The 20,966-nt window shown below is 65.2% G+C and carries 16 protein-coding genes; 5 read left to right on the plus strand and 11 right to left on the minus strand.

All coding sequences use genetic code 11. The features are described 5' to 3' along the window. Positions 1–73 precede the first annotated feature (73 nt). The 3 genes from B2V90_RS07360 to B2V90_RS07370 all read left to right on the plus strand — a co-directional run bounded on the left by B2V90_RS07360 (position 74) and on the right by B2V90_RS07370 (position 2,982). The gene (locus tag B2V90_RS07360) at positions 74–1,195 is read left to right on the plus strand and encodes an NAD(P) transhydrogenase subunit alpha (RefSeq protein ID WP_228221911.1); all 1,122 of its coding nucleotides are present in this window, start codon (positions 74–76) and stop codon (positions 1,193–1,195) included. Positions 1,196–1,279: 84 nt separating this feature from the next. After that, positions 1,280–1,564, plus strand: a complete 285-nt coding sequence (locus B2V90_RS07365; RefSeq protein WP_009823552.1) for an NAD(P) transhydrogenase subunit alpha — start codon at positions 1,280–1,282, stop codon at positions 1,562–1,564. Continuing rightward, positions 1,564–2,982, plus strand: a complete 1,419-nt coding sequence (locus tag B2V90_RS07370; RefSeq protein WP_228221910.1) for an NAD(P)(+) transhydrogenase (Re/Si-specific) subunit beta — start codon at positions 1,564–1,566, stop codon at positions 2,980–2,982. The genes B2V90_RS07365 and B2V90_RS07370 overlap by 1 nt, the downstream gene beginning before the upstream one ends. On the opposite strand, the gene B2V90_RS07375 is transcribed toward B2V90_RS07370, so the two are convergent. From B2V90_RS07375 to B2V90_RS07390, 4 genes are all read right to left on the minus strand, one after another. Then, positions 2,966–4,240 (minus strand): dicarboxylate/amino acid:cation symporter, encoded by a 1,275-nt coding sequence (locus tag B2V90_RS07375; protein ID WP_228221991.1) that lies wholly within the window; start codon positions 4,238–4,240, stop codon positions 2,966–2,968. The genes B2V90_RS07370 and B2V90_RS07375 overlap by 17 nt on opposite strands. A 2-nt stretch (positions 4,241–4,242) precedes the next feature. Then, complete coding sequence (gene dgcA, locus B2V90_RS07380) at positions 4,243–5,235, minus strand: N-acetyl-D-Glu racemase DgcA (protein WP_228221909.1); 993 nt, start codon at positions 5,233–5,235, stop codon at positions 4,243–4,245. A 5-nt stretch (positions 5,236–5,240) separates the two neighbouring features. After that, on the minus strand, positions 5,241–6,272 hold the full coding sequence (gene dgcN / locus B2V90_RS07385; RefSeq protein ID WP_228221908.1) for an N-acetyltransferase DgcN: 1,032 nt from the start codon (positions 6,270–6,272) through the stop codon (positions 5,241–5,243). Positions 6,273–6,366: 94 nt separating this feature from the next. Beyond that, positions 6,367–7,251 (minus strand): LysR family transcriptional regulator, encoded by an 885-nt coding sequence (locus B2V90_RS07390; protein ID WP_009823557.1) that lies wholly within the window; start codon positions 7,249–7,251, stop codon positions 6,367–6,369. A 165-nt stretch (positions 7,252–7,416) separates the two neighbouring features. On the opposite strand from B2V90_RS07390, the gene B2V90_RS07395 reads away from it, so the two are divergent. Next, the gene (locus B2V90_RS07395) at positions 7,417–9,066 is read left to right on the plus strand and encodes an N-acyl-D-amino-acid deacylase family protein (RefSeq protein WP_228221907.1); all 1,650 of its coding nucleotides are present in this window, start codon (positions 7,417–7,419) and stop codon (positions 9,064–9,066) included. Between the two features lie 146 nt (positions 9,067–9,212). Here B2V90_RS07395 and B2V90_RS07400 read toward each other — a convergent pair whose 3' ends face one another. Beyond that, complete coding sequence (locus B2V90_RS07400; RefSeq protein WP_228221906.1) at positions 9,213–12,059, minus strand: TonB-dependent receptor plug domain-containing protein; 2,847 nt, start codon at positions 12,057–12,059, stop codon at positions 9,213–9,215. A gap of 513 nt (positions 12,060–12,572) precedes the next feature. Here B2V90_RS07400 and B2V90_RS07405 point away from each other — a divergent pair. Next, positions 12,573–14,849: a penicillin acylase family protein gene (locus B2V90_RS07405; protein WP_228221990.1), complete on the plus strand. Its 2,277-nt coding sequence runs from the start codon at positions 12,573–12,575 to the stop codon at positions 14,847–14,849. Between the two features lie 3 nt (positions 14,850–14,852). Here the strand turns inward: B2V90_RS07405 and dacB are convergent, their stop codons facing one another. The 6 genes from dacB to B2V90_RS07435 form a co-directional block, all read right to left on the minus strand. Then, entirely contained in the window at positions 14,853–16,295 is a 1,443-nt protein-coding gene (dacB, locus tag B2V90_RS07410; protein ID WP_228221905.1) for a D-alanyl-D-alanine carboxypeptidase/D-alanyl-D-alanine endopeptidase, read from the minus strand. Between the two features lie 275 nt (positions 16,296–16,570). Next, on the minus strand, positions 16,571–16,918 hold the full coding sequence (locus B2V90_RS23215) for a hypothetical protein (protein ID WP_422663665.1): 348 nt from the start codon (positions 16,916–16,918) through the stop codon (positions 16,571–16,573). A gap of 219 nt (positions 16,919–17,137) precedes the next feature. Beyond that, a complete protein-coding gene (locus B2V90_RS07420) occupies positions 17,138–18,160 on the minus strand; it encodes a serine hydrolase domain-containing protein (protein WP_414711584.1) in 1,023 nt (340 codons plus the stop codon). A gap of 5 nt (positions 18,161–18,165) precedes the next feature. Then, positions 18,166–19,671 (minus strand): permease, encoded by a 1,506-nt coding sequence (locus B2V90_RS07425; RefSeq protein ID WP_228221903.1) that lies wholly within the window; start codon positions 19,669–19,671, stop codon positions 18,166–18,168. After that, positions 19,668–20,402 carry a GntR family transcriptional regulator gene (locus B2V90_RS07430; RefSeq protein WP_009823566.1) on the minus strand — a complete coding sequence of 245 codons (735 nt, stop codon included), beginning with the start codon at positions 20,400–20,402 and terminating at the stop codon, positions 19,668–19,670. Before B2V90_RS07430 ends, B2V90_RS07425 begins: the two co-directional genes overlap by 4 nt. Positions 20,403–20,405: 3 nt before the next feature. Beyond that, a partial coding sequence (locus tag B2V90_RS07435) for an N-acetylmuramic acid 6-phosphate etherase (RefSeq protein ID WP_293920697.1) occupies positions 20,406–20,966 on the minus strand: 561 nt, incomplete at its 5' end.

Raw genomic sequence — 20,966 nt, forward strand, 5'->3', positions numbered from 1 at the left:
AAGCGCGCCCTGCTGGCCCCCGCGCATTACTGGCGCGTTCGGCGTGCCGGTGCAGGAGAAGGGAGAGGGGATAGTGAAAATCGCGATCGTGCGGGAGCAGGCGGAGGGCGAACGCCGGGTCGCCGCCACGCCGGAGACGGTGAAAAAATTCAAGGCGCTGGGCGCGGACGTCGCCATCGAAGCTGGCGCGGGGCTTACCGCCTCGATCGCCGACGCTGATTATGCTGCCGCCGGCGCGACTGTTGCTGATCGCGCCGCCACGGTCGCGGGGGCCGACATTCTGTTGGGCGTGCAGGGGCCATCGCCCGACAGCCTGATAGGTGCCAAGCCGGGCGCGTGGATCGTGGCCGGCCTCAACCCCTTTGGGGATCGCGCGCGCGTCGATGCCTATGCCACGGCGGGCTATGAAGCGCTGGCGATGGAATTCATGCCCCGCATCACCCGCGCGCAGTCGATGGATATTCTCTCCTCGCAATCGAACCTGTCGGGGTACAAGGCTGTGCTCGACGCGGCGGCCGAATATGGCCGCGCCTTTCCGATGATGATGACGGCGGCCGGCACCGTGTCCGCCGCCAAGGTCTTCGTCATGGGCGTGGGCGTTGCGGGGCTTCAGGCCATCGCCACCGCCAAACGGCTGGGCGCGCAGGTCAGCGCCACCGACGTGCGCGCCGCAACCAGGGAGCAGATCGAATCCCTGGGCGCCAAGGCGATTTTCGTCGAAAAGGTCGCGGGGATAGAGGGCGAAGGCAGCGGCGGCTACGCCACCGAAATGTCGGACGATTATAAGGCTGCGCAGGCCGAACTCGTGTCCGGCCATATCGCCAAGCAGGACATCGTCATCACCACCGCGCTGATCCCGGGTCGTCCCGCGCCGCGCCTCATCACCGACGCCCAGATCGCGACGATGAAACCGGGCAGCGTCATTGTCGACCTGGCGGTCGAACAGGGCGGCAATGTCGAAGGCGCGGTGGCTGGCGAAGTGGCCGAACGTCACGGCGTCAAGATCGTCGGCCACCGCAACGTCCCCTCGCGCCTTGCCGCCGACACCTCCGCCCTGTTTGCGCGCAACCTCTATAATTTCCTGTCCGCCTTCTGGGACAAGGAAAGGAACGCGCCGGTGCTGGACGAGGAAATCGGCAATGCCATCCGCCTGACGCAGGGTGGCAAGGTCGTCAACGAACGTTTGCTGGGCTGACGCTCATTTGGGCGCGGCCGGCCATCAGGTCCGGACCGCGTGATACCGCCCTGCCTCGAACAGGGTGAACGGGGAGTAGGAACGATGGACTTCATCTCCATCCTGTCGATTTTCGTGCTGGCATGTTTCGTCGGCTATTATGTGGTCTGGTCGGTGACGCCGGCGCTGCACACGCCGCTGATGGCGGTTACCAACGCCATTTCTTCCGTCATCATCGTCGGCGCGCTGGTCGCATCGGCCGAAGCGGGTAGCGCGGCGGCCAAATATCTGGGGCTGCTCGCGGTCGTCTTTGCCTCGGTCAACATCTTCGGCGGCTTTGCCGTTACCGAACGCATGCTCGCCATGTACAAGAAGAAGGAGCGCAAGTGATGCACGAGCTTGCTCCCGTCTCGCCCTTCGTCGCGCTCGCCTATCTGATTGCGGGCGTCCTCTTCATCCTGGCGCTGCGCGGCCTGTCCAGCCCGGCGACCAGCCGGCGCGGCAACCGCATGGGCATGATCGGCATGGCCATCGCGGTCGTGACGACTCTCTACACCCATGACATTGCCAGCCTGCCGGAAATCATCGGCGCTATCCTGATTGGCGGCGGCATCGGCTTCGTCATCGCTCGCCGTATCGCCATGACCGCCATGCCGCAGCTGGTCGCGGCCTTCCATAGCCTCGTTGGCCTCGCCGCGGTGCTGGTGGGCGCGGCCGCCTATCTCAATCCGGGCGCTTTTGGCATCCTCGACACGCTGACCGGCCAGATCCATCAGGCCAGCCGGGTCGAAATGGGCCTGGGCGTCGCGATCGGCGCAATCACCTTTTCCGGGTCGATCATCGCCTTCCTGAAACTTAACGGCAATATGTCGGGCAAGCCGATCATGCTACCTGCGCGCCACCTCATCAACCTTGGCACGCTGGCGGCGATCCTGGGCCTTGTCGCCTATTTCGTGACCGACCAGAGCCCATGGGTCTTCTGGACCGTGACGGCGCTCAGCTTCGTCATCGGCTTCCTGCTTATCATTCCCATCGGCGGCGCGGACATGCCCGTCGTCGTGTCGATGCTCAACAGCTATTCGGGCTGGGCCGCCGCCGCCATGGGCTTCACGCTGGGCAACAGCGCGATGATCATCACCGGCGCGCTCGTGGGATCGTCGGGCGCGATCCTGAGCTACATCATGTGCAAGGCGATGAACCGCAGCTTCCTCAGCGTCATTGCGGGCGGCTTCGGCGCGGAAAGCGGCGGCGCGTCGGGCGGCGCGGCAGCGGTGGACCGCCCCTACAAGCGCGGCAGCGCGGAGGATGCCGCCTTCCTGATGAGCCAGGCGGACAGCGTCATCATCGTGCCGGGCTATGGCATGGCCGTCAGCCAGGCGCAGCATGCGCTGCGCGAAATGGGTGACATGCTCAAAAAGGCCGGGGTCAGCGTCAAATATGCAATCCACCCGGTCGCGGGCCGCATGCCCGGCCACATGAACGTGCTGCTGGCCGAAGCCAATGTCCCCTATGACGAAGTGTTCGAACTGGAGGATATCAACAGCGAATTCGGTCAGGCCGACGTCGCCTTCGTCATCGGCGCGAACGACGTCACCAACCCAGCGGCCAAGACCGACAAGACATCGCCCATCTACGGCATGCCGATCCTAGACGTCGCCAATGCAAAATCAGTGCTGTTCGTGAAGCGCTCCATGGGCGGCGCAGGCTATGCCGGCGTCGACAATGAAGTCTTCTACATGGACAACACCATGATGCTGCTGGCCGACGCCAAGAAAATGGTGGAGGAAATCGTCAAGTCGCTGGATTGATCGGCGCGTCGCTGGCCGGGGCGGGGGGACTCGATCCGGCCAGCGCCTTGCGCTCCTGCCGCGCGACGACGGCGGTGACGGTCAGGTTGGCGCTGGCGCTGGCGACCGTGCGCGTCATGTCCAGCAGCCGGTCGAACGGCAGGACAAAGCCCACCACCAGCGCCGTCTGTTCAGGCGCCACGCCCACCGCCGACAGCACCGCCGCCAGCATGAACAGCGAAGCGGATGGAATGGGTGCGGTGCCAAAGGCGGCGAGCGACCCGGTGAGCAGCATGATCGCCAGCATCGTCCCGTCCGCCCGCACTCCCAGCGCCTGCAGGCTGAAGACGCTGAGCAGCCCGACATACATCGCCGTCCCATCCTTGCCGATGCTCGCCCCGATCGGCAGCACGGTAGAGGCGACGGCCGGCTCGATTCCCAGATCCTCCTGCGCGACGCGCAGCGCGACCGGCAGCGTCGCGGCCGAGGATGCGGTGGAAAAGGCGACGAGCAGCGGGTCCACCGCCGCGCGAAAGAAGCGCCGGATCGACAATCGTGCGGCCAGCCGGATCAGCGGCAAATGCACCAGCAGGATCTGCGCCGCCACGCCCAGCACGACGCACAGCGCCAGCCAGCCGATATTGGTGAACACCGCAACGCCATTGTCCGCCACCGCCTGCGCGATCAGCGCCAGCACGCCAAAGGGCGTCACCTCCATCACGATCCGCACCAGGTGAAACAGCACGCGGCTCGCTGACTCCAGCACGCCCGCCATCGGCCGTCCGTCCTCGCCCGCCAGGATGACGCCGAACCCGAACAGCATCGCAAAGAAGATGATCGCCAGCATGTCGCCTTCGACCAGCGCTGCAACGATATTGACCGGTACGATGCCGATCAGCTGATCATGCACCGACTTGGCCTCGCCCAGCGCATGGGGCGCTGCCCCACCCAGCGCCGCGCCGCCGCCCGGGTCGATGATGAGGCCCAGCGCCATGCCGATCGACACCGCGCAGGCCGTGGTCGCCGCGAACAGCAGCACCGTGCGGCCGCCCACAGCGCCCAGCCGCCGGGGATCGCCCAAAGCGGTCACGCCCGATGCGATGGACACGAACACGATCGGCACGACCAGCATCCGGATCAGCCGCACGAACAATTCGCCGATGAAAGCGATCCATGGCGCGGCCATTGGCCAGAACAGCCCAATCGCAACGCCCAGGACCAGCCCGCCGACCACTCGCTGCCACAGCGGAATGGCAAACCAGCGGCGCGCTGGCTCCATGGTCAAAGGCCGCCCCAGAAGCCCGGCTGGGCCGGTAACAGATAGCCCTTGTCGCCCGCGAAGCCGCCCGCCCGATCGGTCGCCAGCCATAATGGTCCGTCCAGATCGACGAAGTCGCTCTGCGCCGCGATCGCCCAGGCCGGGGCGATCGATAGTGATGAACAGATCATGCAGCCGGTCATGACGCCCAGTCCGCGCGCCCGCGCCGCTTCCGCCAGCGCCAGGGCGGCGGTCAGCCCGCCGGCCTTGTCCAGCTTGATGTTCACCACGCCATAGCCATCGGGCAAGCTGTCGAGATCGGCTGCGACATGCACGGACTCGTCCGCCGCGATGAGGATGACGGACGCATAGCCGCGCAGCGTATCATCCTCGCCCGCCGGCAATGGCTGTTCCAGCAGGTCGATGCGCAATTCCCGCGCCAGCGCCTGCATGGCCTCGACATGCGCGATGCCCCAACTCTCATTGGGGTCGACGATCATGCGCGGATCGGGCGCGGCGGCCCGCACGGCCCGCAATTGCGCGACCGGATCGCTGGCGTCCACCTTGACCTTGATGAGCGGCACGTCAGCAAGCGCCGCCGCCGCCAGCCCCATCTTGTCCGGCGTGTCGAGCCCGACCGTCATCGCCGTGGCGATCGGCTGCAACGGCGTCGCGATCCCCGTCGCCGCCGCGAAATCCCGCCCTTCAAGCCGCAATTCCAGGTCCCACAGCGCGCAATCCACCGCATTGCGCGCCGCACCCGCCGGGAGGATTTCCAGCAGCCCGCGCCGGTTTACGCCCCCCTCGATCGCGGTGCGCACGGCTTCGATTTCGGCGATGCTGTCCGCGACGCTTTCGCCATAGCGCAAGTAGGGGACGCTTTCACCGCGCCCCTCAATCTCCCCTTGCGCGATCCTCACGGTGACGACGTCGGCCGCCGTCTTGACACCGCGCGATATGCGAAAGGGGGTGGCGAGCGGGAAAGTCTCGCCCGTGACGGTCAATGAACGGGGCATGGAAATCAGATCGTCTCCGTGGCGGCGGCGCGCGCATCCATGGCTAACAGCAAATCGACCACCGCGTCGACACCCATGCGATAGGGGTCGCAGCAGGGCAGGCCCATATTGTCGGCGGTGCGGGCGCACAGGTCCGCCGCCGCGCCTTCGTCCATCGCCGACGTATTGAGCGCGATGCCCACCGCGCGCACATCCGGGTTGGTCAACCGCGCCGCGCGCAGGTTCGCTTCCAGACAGTCGTCCAGCGATGGCGGCTGATAATGGGGCAATCCGCGCATCGTGCGGCGCATCGGATCATGGCACAGCACCAGTGCGTCGGGCTGCGCGCCGTGGATCAGGCCGGTCGACACGCCCGCGAAAGACGGGTGGAACAGCGATCCTTGCCCTTCGATCAGGTCCCAGCCGCCATCATGGCGATCGGGCGAAATCTGCTCGACCGCGCCGGAAATGAAATCGGCCACCACCGCGTCAAGCGGCACGCCGTCGCCCGCGATCAGTATGCCGGTTTGGCCCGTCGCACGGAAATCGGCCTTGACCCCGCGCGCTTGCAAGGCCCGGGTCAGGCACAAGGTCGTATACATTTTGCCGACCGAACAATCGGTGCCGACGGTCAGCAGCCGCTTGCCCGCGCGCCGCTTGCCGGTGCCCACCGGAATATCGGGCCGGGGATCGCGCACATCGTGCAGCGTCCGGCCCAGCCGCGCCGCCGCTTCGACCAGTCGCGGCTCGTCCTTCAACCGCTGGTGCAGGCCTGACGCGATATCCAGCCCGGCCTCCATGGCCGCGAGCGCGTCATCGACCAGATCGCTGCCCAGCCGGCCGCCCGCATTGGCAATGCCCAGCACCAGCGTCCGCGCGCCCGCCGCATGGGCCTGCGCAAAATCCATGCGCGGCAGATTCAGCGTCAGTCCACAATCGTCATGGCGATATTCGCCAACGCAGATGTCGGGCCGGAACACCGCCAGACCCCGCGATGTCTTGATGCCGATCTCGTCATTGCTGTGGCCGAGGTAGAGGAGATAGGGCGTCGCAATCATGGATGGAGGAACCTGCTTGAATATGGGATCGCGACCTTATCGCCCGTCCGTGCCGTTCCCCAATATCCATGGCCGCATAGCCTATAGCCTTTTGCTATAGGCTCTCGATAACCTCCGACAATAGCGTCAGGAATTCCGACGCCGTCCTGGATGGTGGCCGGTTCTGCAAATAGACCGCATTGATGTCGAAGGTGATCGCCGGTTGCAGCGGCCGGTTGGACAGGCCCGGTGATACGCTGGCATGGGCGGTGAAATTGTCCACGATAGCCATGCCCACGCCCGCCCGCACCAGCGCGGCGGCGATATAATAGGTCCGCGCCGACACGACCTCGTTCAACTCGACATCCTGCCGCTTCAGTTCGCTCGATAGGACTCGGCCGATTGGCCCGCTTTGCACCGGACTGATGAATTTATGCTCGCGCAATTCCTCCAGATGCAGCCGGCTGGGCGCGTCGGGCATATCCTCCTCACGATAGAGCACGACCAATTCGCCTTCACCCACGACCTGATGCGCAACCGGGGCCGACAGCGGGACTTCGAAACTGATCGCGATATCGGTTTCGCGCTCGTATAATTTGCGCACCATTTCATCATGATGCAGCGTCTGCAGGTCGAACATGATGTCTTCATGCCCGCGCAGGAACCGCGCGACCGCATCGGGAATGGCACCCAGGCCAAGGGAGGGCAGGGCCGATATCCGCAGCAGCCCGCCGCGGCCATGCCGCATATTCTGCGTCGCCTGCCGCAGCGATCGCACGCGCTCCTGTATGTCGGCCACTTCGTCGAACAAGGTCCGCGCGTCCTGCGTGGGGATCAACCGCCCCTTGGCCCGCTCGAACAGGGGCAGGCCGATGGAGCGTTCGGCATGACGCAGCACCTTGGTCACGGCGGGCTGCGACACGTTAAGCGCACGCGCCGCCGCACTGACCGTGCCGTGCAGATAGACGGCGTGGAAAATCTCGATCTGGCGCAGGTTCATGGGTTCACTTTCTTGGCTGCCGCCTGTCCGTCCGGCGCGACGATCCGGGTGCACCGCCCCGCTATGCCATTTGGTTATGGCGTGTGCAACAGACCCGCTCTGGACGGGTGGGATACAGACGGCCCATGGTGCCGATTTGCGTCGTTCAGTCGAGGACCCTTGCCCATGCCGCTTCTTCCCGCTCGCCGCCGCGTCCGCCAGGCGGCCCGCGCCCTGCTGCTGTCCGGCAGCATCCTGCTTCTTCCTGCAGCCACCGCCGACAAACCCGCCAGCGCATCTGGCGCGGACAACGCTGATGTTCTCATCACCGGTGGCACAATCTATGATGGCGGGACGGGCAAGCCCTATGTCGGTGACATCGCGCTGAAAGGCGACCGGATCGTCTATGTCGGCCGCTCTGCCCCGATGAAGGCGGCGCAGCGGATCGACGCCAAGGGGATGATCGTCGCGCCCGGCTTCATCGACGCCCACACCCATGCCGACGGCTTTTTGCGGTCATCCGATGCGGCGGAGCGGGTCAATCCCGCCTGGCTCGACCAGGGGGTCAGCACGGTGGTGATCGGCGTCGATGGCTATGGCACGCCGGACGTCGGCGACGACGCGGCCAAGATCCAGGCGTCGGGTGTCGGGACCAACTTCATCCCCTTCGTCGGCTTTGGCGCGGTGCGCCAGCGCGTGCTCGGGCAGGACGCCCGCGCACCCAATGCGCAGGAACTGGGCGCCATGAAGAGTCTGGTGGCCAAGGGTATGTGCGAAGGCGCGACCGGTTTTTCCGCCGGCCTCTTCTACGCGCCGCAAAGTTTCGCCAAGACCGACGAGGTGATCGCCGTCGCGCGCGAAGCTGCGATCCGCGGCGGCCTCTACGACACGCATCAGCGCGATGAATCCAGCTATTCCATCGGGCTGCTTGGTTCGGTCCGCGAAGCGATCGAGATTGGCAAGCAAGCGGGCATGCCAGTGCACTTCGCGCATTTAAAGGCGCTGGGCGTGGACGTGCAGGGGGAGGCCCCTGCCGTGATCGCGGAAATCGACGCGGCCCGCAAAGCGGGGCAGAACGTGACCGCCGATCAATATCCCTGGCTCGCCTCCGGCTCCAGCCTTGATGCGTCGCTCTTGCCGCGCTGGGCGGTCGATGGCGGCGGGGACGCGCTGTTGAAGCGGCTGGACGATCCGACGACGCTGGCCCGCATCCGGCAGGAAATGTCCGAAAATATGCGCCGGCGCGGGGGTGCCAAATCCCTGCTGCTGATCGCGCAGGGCTTTCCCTGGACCGGCAAGACGCTGGAGGAGGTCGCGACGCAGTGGCAGCTCGATCCCAGGGACGCGGCGCTGCGCATCATCCGCCAGAGCATAGAAAAGGATAAGGGTCGGGGCACTGCGGTTGCGTCATTCAACATGGCGCAGGCCGATGTCGATCTGTTGATGCGCCAGCCTTGGATAGTGACATCGTCCGACGGTTCGAACGGCCATCCCCGCATGTTCGCAACCTTCCCGGAAAAATATGTTCGCTATGTGCGGGAGCGCAAGGTGATCGACCTAGGCACCTTCGTGCGGCAATCGACCGGGCGCACGGCCGACATTTATAACATCGACCATCGCGGTTACCTGCGGCCGGGCTATTATGCCGATGTCGTGGTGATCGATCCTGCGCGCTATGCGCCCCGCGCCGACTATATGCACCCGCGCGAACTCAGCGTCGGCGTCGCCAAATTGTTCGTTAATGGCACGCTCGCCGTGAGTGACAGCCAGACGACCGGCGCCACACCCGGCCGCGCGCTGCTCCGCCCCACGCCGGCCCACTGTCCGCCGGCGTGAGACTATCCTATAGTTAGGTAGCTAACTAATCATTTGGTCATGGCGCGCAGTTGTCGCTATCCCTGTCGCGTTTACCGATGCCGGGCAAAGAGAAAGGGCGAGGAACCGGTGGTTCCCCGCCCTTTTCTCTTTGAACTCTGATGCTCTTAATTGGTCTTGAACCGTACCCCGATGCGGAAGGCCCGGCCCAGCAGGTCGCTATAGGTCGAATTGGCCGACAGCCCCGTTTCGGGCAGCAGGATCGGGTTGGTATCAAACAGGTTGGTGACGTTCAGGAAGAACTGCCCGTCCGCGCCGCCGACATTGATCTTCGCCGTGAAATTGAGGTCGGTATAGAATGTCCCGTCGATATGATTGCTGTTGATCGTCGGGTTGGTCGCCGTGCTGGTCGGGCAGTTGGTGGTGCACACGATATAGGTGTTGTTGTAGGTGCCCGAACTCACCCCGCGCCCGACCGCCGTGACCGAATAGGTTGGCGTGTCGAATGTCGCCGACATGCGGAAGATCCAGTCCGGCGTGCTCGACTGCCCGCTATTCTGGCCAACGGTGTCGACCGGCACGGAAATGCCGTTGTCGACGGTATTTTCCAGATAGTTGGTTGCTGTCCCGCGCAGCGTCAGGTTGCTCGAACTGCCGTTGAAGATATTGTCGAGCGGCACGCGATAGCTCGCTTCATAGTCGATCCCGCGCACCTTCACCCGGGCGAAGTTGAAGGGGCTTGCCGACACGAAATAGTCGCGTACCCCTTCGGGGTCGGGCACGATCGCCGCGCAGAAGCTCTGGAAGCCTTCGGTGCAGCGCTGGGCGATGTCGTCGGCGTAGAACTGGCTGATCGCATCCGACACCTTGGTACGGAACCAGTCGACCGAGAAGGAGAAGCCGGGCAGGAAGCGCGGCTGGAGCACCGCGCCCAACGTCAGCGTGTCGGCCTTTTCCGGGTCGAGGTTCAGATTGCCCGTGGTCAGTTCGCGGAATGTCGCGCCGGCATATTGCCCCACCGCCGTATTGGTGGCGAAGGTGTTGGTGCGCGACGTGCCCGACTGGAACAGTTCGTTGAGGTTGGGTGCGCGAATGTCGCGCGACCTTGTGCCGCGCAGGCGGATATCCTCGATCGGCTGCCAGGTCAGGCCCGCCTTCCACGTGGTCACATAACCCGACGTCGAATAGTCGGTCGCGCGCACCGCGCCATTGAATTCCGCGCCCAGGCCAAGCGGGATCAGCGTTTCCAGATAGGCTTCCTTGACATTGTAGCTGCCGAAGGTCGGACGGAAATTGCCAACCGACCAGCCGGAGCTGAACTCGGGCGGGACGAATCCTGACACTTCTTCCTTGCGATATTCGCCGCCCACCGCGACGCTCACATCGCCGGCCCAGGTGGCGAACGGCGTGACCGACAGGTTGGCGCCCGCGACCGTCTGCTTGAACCGCTGGTTGCGATAGGGATCGCCCATGATCCAGTCGACCGCCGCCGGATTGGCGACACCGATGCCCAGGCGATTGAGCGGGATGCAGCCATTGCCCGGATCCGTGAGCGTCGAGCGGCAGACGATCGAGCCATCGGGGGCGAACACCGCGTCGGTGGCCAGGCCCAGCCGCGCCGTATTCATGATGTCGCGCAGCTGCTCATGCGTGTCGGTCTGCCCATATTGGGCATAGACATCCCACACGGCCTTGTTGCCGAATGCCGCAAACTCACCGCCCGCGCCCAGCGCATAACGCTGCACTTCGCGGGTGCTGTTATTCTTGCGATAGGGCAGGTCGGCCGCCGACGTGCCCAGCGAAACCGACGTCACGCCGGCCAGGGCTGCTGGCCCAAGCGCCTGGATCAGATAGGCGTTGTCCGACTGCAAGGTGAAGGTCGCGGCCTGCGGCCCCGCATTGAACAGCGTCTTGTTCCAGTTGTAGGACGCTTCGGCAAACACTTCGATCCAGTCGGCCAGCTCGTAGCTCAGCCGACCATAGACGCCGCGACGATCGTCGGTCGCGTCGAGCCCGATGCGGCGCGACGTGTCGTTGATCTGCCAGTCGCCGCCCACCGTCTGGCTGCTGTCGGTGATGCTGCCGAACTGATATTGCTGGGCTACGCCGCCTTGCGCGAAATAGGTGCCGCGCAGGGCGGTGGTCCCGCCGACCTGCGACCGGATGATGCTGCCGGGGGTTGAGTTCCAGGTGCCCGCGCCGCGCACGACGATGTTCGCGGGCTGCCCGTTGTCGGCTGTATAATCGGGGTTGGACAAGGTCCGGTAGCCAATCTGGTTCCACCCGCGATCAACCTCGAAAATGCCGTCCTTGTGCGCATATTCGCCCGCGACCAGGATATGTCCGCGACCATCGGCGAAATCCATGCCCCCCGCGCCGGAGAAGCTGTAGTTGAACCCGTCGCCCCGGTCGGTAATGCCGACATCGGCATTGACCTTGAACCCGGTATATTTCTTGTCGAGCACATAGTTGACCACGCCGGCAACAGCGTCCGACCCATAAGCGGCCGATGCGCCGCCGGTCACGATCTCGACATTCTTCACCAACGCCTGCGGGAAAGTGTTGATGTCGACCAGGCCAGTGATCGTGGAGCCGACCGAACGGCGACCATCGAGCAGCACCAGCGTGCGGACTTCACCCAGGTTGCGCAGGTTCATCGTGTTGATGCCCGCCAGGCCCGAGCTGATCGCAAGGCGCGAGTTGGCGGGGCGGGTGCTGCCGGCAAGCGCGGGAATCTGGTTGATGAAGTCGGCGAGGTTGTTCGTCGGCGACTGGTTCAGTATTTCCTGCTGCGTGACGACCGTCAGCGGTGTCGGCGACTGGAAACCGTCGCGTGCGATGCGCGTCCCTGTCACAATGATCTGATCCGCCGTTCCGGCCGCCGCGCTTTCCTGCGGCGCACCCGCATCCTGAGCGAGCGACGGAGCCGCATGGACCAGGGCGATGGCGGTCATCGCCAGCCCCAGACCGTGCCGGTGGCCGATCGGCCGGCGAACTGTTCCGAAATCACCCATATAAACCCCCTCTATCAGGGAGGGGCTGCACGCGGTTGCGGCGTGCGCAGCGTCAGAGCGCCGTCTTGCCCGACCCATTCTTACGATGACGACGGCGCAGCAAGGCGCTGTCCGCTTGCCGCCGCCGAGGCGCCGCGCCCCGCCGCCGACTGGCGGCCATGACCGGTTCCATGACATGAAGGTTACAGGCCGGTCGCGGCTGGTCAATAGTTTTGGTATTACTTTGATCGCATAAAGGTATAGCCAGGCGGAATGGCGGGTTGCCGAGCGACTGAAGCGTTAAGCTGGATAGCCCCAAGTTATGGGTAGCAGGTGGGTTGCTATAGCCCGGGGCGGCATTCCTGCGATAGGTTTCATGAGCTTCGCGCTCGGTATTTCAGACGAATAAGGGAAAGGGAGGCTGTATTGATTCAGCGTCGTGCATTTTTGTTGGCCACCGCAGCCGCTCTCACTGTGCCAGTTGTTTCTGCTTGGGGAGAACCGCTGGTAAAGGGCCGGTCTACCCGTGTGCGATTGACCGGAGCGCGCGCGCCCATCGACATTGTCGAGGATGAACTGGGCGTTCCCCATGTACGCGCCGGCTCGCTGCACGATGCTTATTTCGGTCAGGGTTATCTCGTCGCGCGCGATCGGCTGTTCCAGATCGATATCGATCATCGGCGTGACATGGGACGCATGGCCGAAGCCTTTGGCAAAGCCTTCGTCGCTGCGGACAAGGCGGCGCGCCTGTTTCACTATCGCGGTGACATCGACGCCGAACTCGCCGATTTGCCGCCGGGCGTGCTGGAATGCGCTGAAGGCTATGTCGCCGGTGTCAACGCGCGCATCGCGGAACTGGAGGCCGACCCGGCGCAGATGCCGTTGGAATATGGCATATTGGGCATCAACCCGATGCGGTGGGATGTGCGCGATCTTGTCCGCGCCCGGGGCATCGGCATGGGCGATGCCGATGATGAGGTGCGCCGCGCCCAGATGCAGGCGCAGGGCGTGCTGGACGCGGATCAGTTGATGGCGCCGCTGCGGCCCGCCTGGTCCTATACGGTGCCCGAGGGGCTCGACTGCGCGGCGGTCAGCGAAGCGGACCTAGGCATATTGCTGCCGTCGGCGCGGCCGGTGCCGTTCGACGCGATTCAGGAAGCCGCTCTCGATCCGGCCGAACGCCGGGCCGATCGCTTCGCGCAGGGCAGCAATGCCTGGACCATCGCGCCGTCGCGCAGCGCCACCGGCAGGCCGATCCTGGCCAATGACCCGCATCTGGGCATTGGCGGGTTCAGCCCGCGGCATATGGTGCATCTGACCGCGCCGGGCCTTGACGTTATCGGCGGCGGCGCGCCTGGCCTACCCGGCATCATGCAGGGGCATACGGACCGTTTCGCCTTCGGCCGCACCAATTTTCATATCGACCAAACCGACCTGTTCATCCTGCGCACCGCCAAGGAAGACCCCAATCTCTATTGGCACAAGGGCGAATGGAAGCGGTTCGAGACCTTTGAGGACGAGATCAGCGTCAAGGATGCTCCGCCGCAGCGAGTCACGCAGCGTTATGCCCAGGGCCGGCCGATTGTCGCGCAGGATCCCGAACGCCAGCGCGCCAGTGCCTTTGCGACCGTGTCGATGCTGCCCGGCGGCAATATGCGCTTTGCTATCATCGCTATCAATCTGGCGAAGGACTGGACCAGCCTGCGCCGGGCGTTTCGCATCCATACCTCGCCCACCAATTTCCATTATGCCGATATTGATGGGAATACCGGGTGGCAGACCATCGGCTATACGCCGATCCGGCCCAAGCATGACGGCCTTTTCCCAGCGCCCGGCGACGGCGATTATGACTGGACAGGCATCCTGCCGGTGGAGGAGATGCCCCATGTTCACAATCCGAAGGAAGGATGGTTCGCGTCGGCCAACCAGATGAACATCCCGACTGATTATCCCTATGACAAGAAGATCATCAGCTTCAACTGGAGCGATCCGTTTCGGTATAACCGCATTTCCGAAGTGCTGAACGCGCAGCCGCGGCACAGCGTCGCCGACAGCGTCGCGCTGCAACATGATGTTCAGTCGCTGCCGGCCCGGTCGCTGATCGCGCTGATCCCGGCCAAGCTGTCCCCCGATGCCGCAAAGGCCGCCGGGCTGTTGCGCCGGTGGGATTGCGGGATCGAGGCGGATAGCGCGGCGGCGCTGCTGTATGAAATGGTGATGCCGCAATTGTTGAGCGATTTCCGTGACGCGGTGGTGCCAGCGGCCGCCAAAGCCTTCATTCCCTCGGTCAACCTGTTCGAAATGCTGACCCTGTTGGCCAAGCCGGACAAACGGCTGGGCACCGACCCCGCTGCGGCGCGCGATGCCCTGATCGACGGGGCGTTGGCGGCCGGGTGGAAGAAGGCACAGGCACAGGCGGGGGGCGACCCGGCAGCATGGCGCTGGGGCGACTTGCACCGGGTCAAGATCACGCATCCGCTGGCGTCGTCGCTGCCGGCGATCGCGGCGGCGTTTCCACCGATCGAGGGTGGCCGTTCGGGCGGCGACAGCTACACGCCCATGGCGCGCGGATTCAATGCCAAACGGGGTTATCAGGTGTCGCACGGCGCCAGCTACCTGCTGGTCGCAGACGTAGGAGCCTGGGACAATAGCCGCTTCCTCCTTCTTCCCGGCCAGTCTGCCGATCCCCGCTCGCCGCGCTATCGCGATTTCTATCCGCGCTGGCTGGCGGGACAGATGCAACCGCTCTGGTTCAGCCGGGAGGCGGTGGAGCGCCATGCCGTGGCGCGCACGCTGGTAACACCCGGCTGATCGTTACATCGCATCGGCAAGAGCGACGAGCGCCCGGTCCACCGCGGCGCTCGCCTGCGCATCGGTGCCGTCGGGCATGTCGTTGGCGAGGGCGGAGAAGACCAGGGTACGGCCGCTCCTGGTGATGAAATAGCCCGACAGGGCGCGCGATGCGTTGAGCGAGCCGGTCTTGGCGAAAAGCTTGCCCTCGAGCACGGTGCCCTTGAAACGGTTCCGCAAAGTGCCGTCCTGCCCTGCAATTGGTAGCGTGTCCCGCCATGCGGCGCCCCAGGGCTGTCGCGCGATCCAGGCCAGCAGGGTGACGGCCGCCCGCGGGCTGACGCGATTATAGGAAGACATGCCCGATCCATCAGCGAAGCTGTAGCTGGCCTTGTTCACGCCCGCCTGGCCCATAAGCCGGTCGAGCGCCGCCTGCCCATCGGCGATGGAGCCGCTGCCCTGCGCACGCGCGACGCGGCGCAGCATCAGGTCGGCATGGAGATTCTGGCTCTGTTTGTTGATGATGCGCATGTCATCGGCCAGCGGGAGTGCTGGCAATTGCGCGAGCAACGATGCTGCGGGCGGGCGGGCGGCAGGCGCGCCGCCCCGGATTGCGGGATTGTCGGCGGGGCTGAGCGGCCGATGGCGGGTGCGTATGTCGCCGGTGACGGTTACGCCCCGCGCGACCAGCAAGTCGCGCAGCCGCCATGCCGCATAATGCGCGGGGTCGTCGACGCTGAAATGCAGCGTTTCGGGTGATGCATCGACGCCGATGGTGCCCGTCAGCCGGACTAGCCGGCCATTGGGCGCGCGGTCCGCGACGATCGCCTCGCCCTTACCCGGCACCGTGACGATGCGGTTGTCGATGGTGTAATAGCCCGGCGCCTGCACCGTCGGCGGCGCGCCGATCGTGCCGGGGGCGATCGTTGCTGTCAGGTGATTATCGTCCAGCGTCAGCGCGGAAATGCCGGTGCCGTAGCGGGACTGGATATTGTTCCAGCTCATGCCGGGTCCCCACCGTTCATCCGGATACCAGCTGTCATCACCGACCACATCGCGCACGCGCCGGGTGCGGGCGGCAATGGCGTCGGCCAGCGTTGCAAGGCAATCGACCGTGCAATCGGGTGCGCTGGAAAGGCGCGCGTCGCCGCGTCCCTCCAATATGACGTCCCCCTGGTCGATCCGCACGCCCGTGCCCTGCGCTGCCCGGTCGAGCGCCGGCAGGTCGGCATAAGCGGTGGCGGTGGTGAAGATCTTGGTGTTGGAGGCGGGAATGAAGCGTTCATCAGGCGCAATGGCGAGCACGGGCGCGCCATCGAGGGTTGCGACCAGCAGGCCGTATCGCGTTCCCCCGGGCCCCTGCTCCAGCTGCTGTTCGATTCCGGCCAGCAGGGGTGGTGGCGCGTTCTGCGCGGCGGCGCCGGCGAGTGGCAGGACGAGGGCGACGAGGGGAAGAAGGATGCGCATGAACCCGATCCTAGACCGCAACCAGACCGGTTGAACAGACGCAGGCGCGGTCCAATCCATAACCTTCGGCAATGCCCTTGGCACCAGAAATCCATTCCGAGTGAGTCGCCTCTTCCGGCACCGAAGTTCACAGTGTCGCCGGCCTTTTCCGGTACGAAACGACCATTTGGCGACAGGAACGCGACCGCGAAGCGACCACGAAGCGACACGGGAGACCGTGGGAAGAGCTTATGGGTGCGAAGAAAGCGGCAGTGGGGTCCATTTCACAGGGTAAATCAGACAAAATCCAACTTTGACAGGGAAATAGGCGGGTCGGCATTGCGTGAACGGCCGACACTGTGATTGTTCGCAGGAGGTATAGGATCGTGGAGGTAGGACAATTTACCGTAAGGTATTGCCTTCGCAGAAAGCAAGGCCATGGCAGCGGTGACATCCATCAACTCGATGATGCCCTGAAAGGGCGTGCCCGGCAGTTGGCGGAAGTCCGTCGACGCAGTTCGCACTGGATCATGCGGGAAGCCATCGCGCAATATGTCGAGCGCGAGGAGAAGCGGGAGGCCTTGTGACAGGATGCCATCCGCGCCTGGGAAGAGTATCGTCGGACCGGCCTGCATCTGTCTCATGAGGAAGCCGATGCTTGGTTGGCGAAGCTGGAAGCTGGCGAGGATTTCGGGCCGCCGGCGTGCCACGGCTGATCGATTACGGTAATAGCAGTTATGTCCCCCTATATCGCGTCGATAGGGAGACGGTCGCGATATTCGCTGTTCGCCATCAGAAGAAAGCCGGTTACGGCCAGACGTCCTAGTCGGTAAGAGCGGTCAGTCAGGCGAGTGCCTGCGCCATCATTCCTGATGCCATGCCCTGATCAGCGCATCTCCCACGGCGGGGCGCAGGGTGAAGATACCGCTATCGGCGTGGCGAGAGGGGTGGACGCGGTTGGTCAGGAGGGTCCAGGCGAGGCCGCGATCGAAGTCGATCCACAAGCCGGTGCCCGTGAAGCCGGTATGGCCGATCGTCTCCGCAGAGCAGGCGTCGCCGCCCGACCAGCCCGGAAAAGCGCGTTCCCAGCCGCAGGTGCGGTGTCCTTCCTGTGCGGTGCGAACCTGCGCCATCATCTTGGTCGACAGGATCGACCCGTCGAGCATGGCGCGCGCGAAGGCCAGCACGCCATCGACCGTGCCGAACAATCCGGCATGACCAGGCGCCCCGCCCAGCGCGTAAGCGTTTTCGTCATGGACTTCGCCCTTCAGCACCCGGCTGCGCCAGCTGCACGCTTCGGTGGCAACGGCGGGGCCGGGCGGCGGGCCGAAGGAGAGGCCTTCGCCCAGCGGCCAGTCCGACAGCGGCGCGCCGGTGATGCGTTCGATCGCGATGCCGAGCAGGATGAAGTTGATGTCGGAGTACACGGCCGGTCCATGGCGCCATTCGCGTTGGAGCACGAAAGCGCGCAGGCGGGCGGGATCGTCGCCATAAGTATAGATCGGCTCGACAGCCGGCAGGAAAGTGCGATGGGCGAGGCAGTCGCGAAAGGTTAGGCGGCGCTCCGCCGCATGGGCGACATCATATTGGCGCAGGTCGGGAATGGCGTCGGTGAGGGGGCGGTCCAGATCAAGCCGGCCCTGCTCCGCCAATGTGAGGATCATCGTCGTGGTCGCGATCACTTTCGACACCGAGGCGAGGTCGAACCAATGGTCGCGGGTCAGGGCTTCGCGATCCGGCACGATCGCGGCCGATCCGGTGATCCGCACGGCGGTGCGCCCGTCGGCAGTGACGAGGCCAAGCGCCGCGCCGGGGATGCGGCCGTCCGCCACGGCCTGAGCGGCGGGCGCGAAGGCGGCGTCACAATATTGTTCGATCATTGTCATGGGCCTCAGGCAGTGCGCGCGCGCGCCCGCATTACGAAGGGCAGGAAGAAGATGGCGGCAAAGCTGAGCGCGCCCGACAGGATGAAGAAGCCGTCATAGCCGATCTGTTTCTGGATGGCGCCCGCCGCGCCGCCAATGAGGCGGGGCAGCAGGAAGGCGAAGCCTGACAGGAAGGCATATTGCGTGCCCGGATAGCGCGGGCTGACCAGCATGGAGAGATAGACGACGAACACCGCCCCCTCCAGGCCATGGCCGAACTGATCGACGCCAGCCGCGACATAGAGGACGAAGGCCGAGGGTTCGGCATACCAGAGCCAGACGAACACCCAGTTACCAATCGCCGATGCACAGGCCCCGATGATGAGCGCGACGGTCATCGGCAGGCGCGCGGCGCACAAGCCGCCCACCGCCACGCCCGCCATCGAACAGGTCAGCGCGACGAGCCCATCGGCCATGCTGATCTGTTCCAGACTGTAGCCCGCAGCATTCCAGAGCGGGTGCGACAGGGTGAGGGTCAGCACGTCGCCCATGCGATAGAAGGAAACGAAGGCGAGAACCGGCAGCACCGCATAGCCATAACGCCAGAAAATTTCGACATAAGGCGCAATGAAGCCAGGCATTTTCGCCGGCGCGCCGGCGGGCAGGCGGCGGATGCGCGGCAGAGCGATGGCGAGCGCGACAAAGGGAAGCAGCGCCACCGCCAAAACGATGGGCGTGACATTGGTTTCTGCCGAAAAGCCCGCGCCCTGGACCGCAGACAGCACGCCCCATCCTATGACCGCCGTGGCGATGCCGGTGCCGGTGAGGATCAGGAGCGCGAACAGCGTACCGCCGATGAGCGCGCCGGCCCGGCCGCGCGCGCCATCCTCTTCCGGGCGCATCGCCGCGAGAATGGGGAACGGAAGAAAGGCGGCGGCAGCGATGACGAGATAGGCCCAGGTCCAGTCCGCCCAGGCGGCGACCAGCACCGCACCGCTGCCCGCCGCGACCATGGCGCTGCGATAGCCCCACAGGTTCGCCGCGACGATCGGTCCCTGTTGCGCCTGCGTCGGCGCAAGCTCGATGCGCCAGCCATCGGCGGCGACCTCCAGCGTGGTGGTCCAGAAAGCGAGCAGGATGGCGAAGAGGGCGGTGAGTGGCAGGCTCTGGTCGCTGGAGGTGAAGGCCATGGCGACCATCGAAAGAAAAATGCCGAGCTGCGACAGCATGATCCAGCCGCGCCGCCGGCCCCAGAAGCGGGAGAAGCCTGGGACGCTGTAGCGATCAAGCAGCGGCGCCCAGACGAATTTGAAGGTCGGCAGCAGCGCGATCCACGCGAAGAAGCCGATGATGACGATGTCGATGCCATGGCGGGCAAGCCGCAGCGTCAGCACCGCGTTGAACATATAGAAGGGGAGGCCCGCGGAAAAGCCGAGCAGCAGATACAGGCCGAGCGTGCGCATCGGGGGCCGTGGGGCATCGTGCGATGATGCTGGCGCGGGTGCGGATTGGGCCGTGGCGGGCGCGCTCATCCGTCGATCTCCTTGAGTTCAGTCACGAAGTCATAGCGGTCGCCGCGATAGACGGAGCGGGTGAATTCCACCACGCGGCCGCCGGGAATGCGGGTGAGGCGTTCGATGCGCAGCACTTCGCTATTCTGGCGGACGCTGAGCAAGCCCGCTTCGGTCGGGGTGGCGAGCGAGGCGCGCACCCGCTGCGTGCCCGATGTCGGGCGAAAGCCGCTGCGGCCCATGGCTTCGTAGAGAGAATCGCCGATGGTCGACAGGTCGGGCAGGCAATCGGCGGGCACGACGGCATGTTCGATTGCGAGCGGTTCGCCACCAGACAGGCGCACGCGGCCTAGGCGGGCGACGCGGGCCGACAGGGAAAGGGCGAGCGCGGCGGCTTCCTCCTCGGTCGGCTGGGCGTAATTTTTCATCATCCAGATGACTCCGGGATCCTCGCCGCGCGACCGGGCGTCATGGGTGAAGCTGGAGAGGACGGAGGCGGGCGCCTCGATCCGGCGGGCGACGAAGGTGCCCGAGCCCTGTTTGCGGAACAGCACGCCTTCCTCGATCAGCTGCTCGATCGCCTTGCGCACGGTGACCCGCGAGATGCCCGCCATTTCGCTGAGGTCGCGTTCGGAGGGCAGGGCATTGCCCGGGCTGATGCCGCCGCTGTCGATATGGTCGCGCAGGTTGCGCGCCAGTTGCAGATAGAGGGGCGTTCCATCGTCGCTGCGCGCCACCAACTTGTCTCGCATCGCTTATGCCCCCCCTTGCGCCGCTCCGATCGCGTCGGCCAGATTGTCGCCATGCGCCGCCAGCAGGCTTTCGGCGGCCTGGCGGTCTAGCCCCCTGGCAATCAGCACCGCCAGCTTGATGTCCTGTCCGGCCATGTCGAGCGCCTGCGCGGCGGTGGCCTGGTCGACCTGCGCGATGTCGCATATCATCGCTTCGCCACGCTTGCGCAGCTTCGCGTTGGATATGCGCATATTGACCATGCGGCCCCGATATACGAGGCCCATGCGCAGCATGATGGCAGTCGATAGGATGTTGAGCACCGCCTTTTGCGCCGTGCCCGCTTTCATGCGGGTCGATCCGGCGATGATTTCGGTCCCGGTTTCGGCGAGGATGCCATGGTCGGCGGCTTCCAGAAGCAGGGTGGCGCCATTGTTGGCGACGCCGACGGTGAGCGCGCCGGCTTCGCGCGCGGCGGCGATGGCGGCGCAGGTGAAGGGGGTTCGGCCGCTGGCGGCGACGCCGATCACGACATCATGCGGTCCGATATGCGAGGCTGCGACGGCGGCGCGGGCGGCGCCGGCGTC

This window comes from Sphingobium sp. UBA5915, assembly GCF_002431195.1.
GTDB classification, from domain to species: domain Bacteria; phylum Pseudomonadota; class Alphaproteobacteria; order Sphingomonadales; family Sphingomonadaceae; genus Sphingobium; species Sphingobium soli.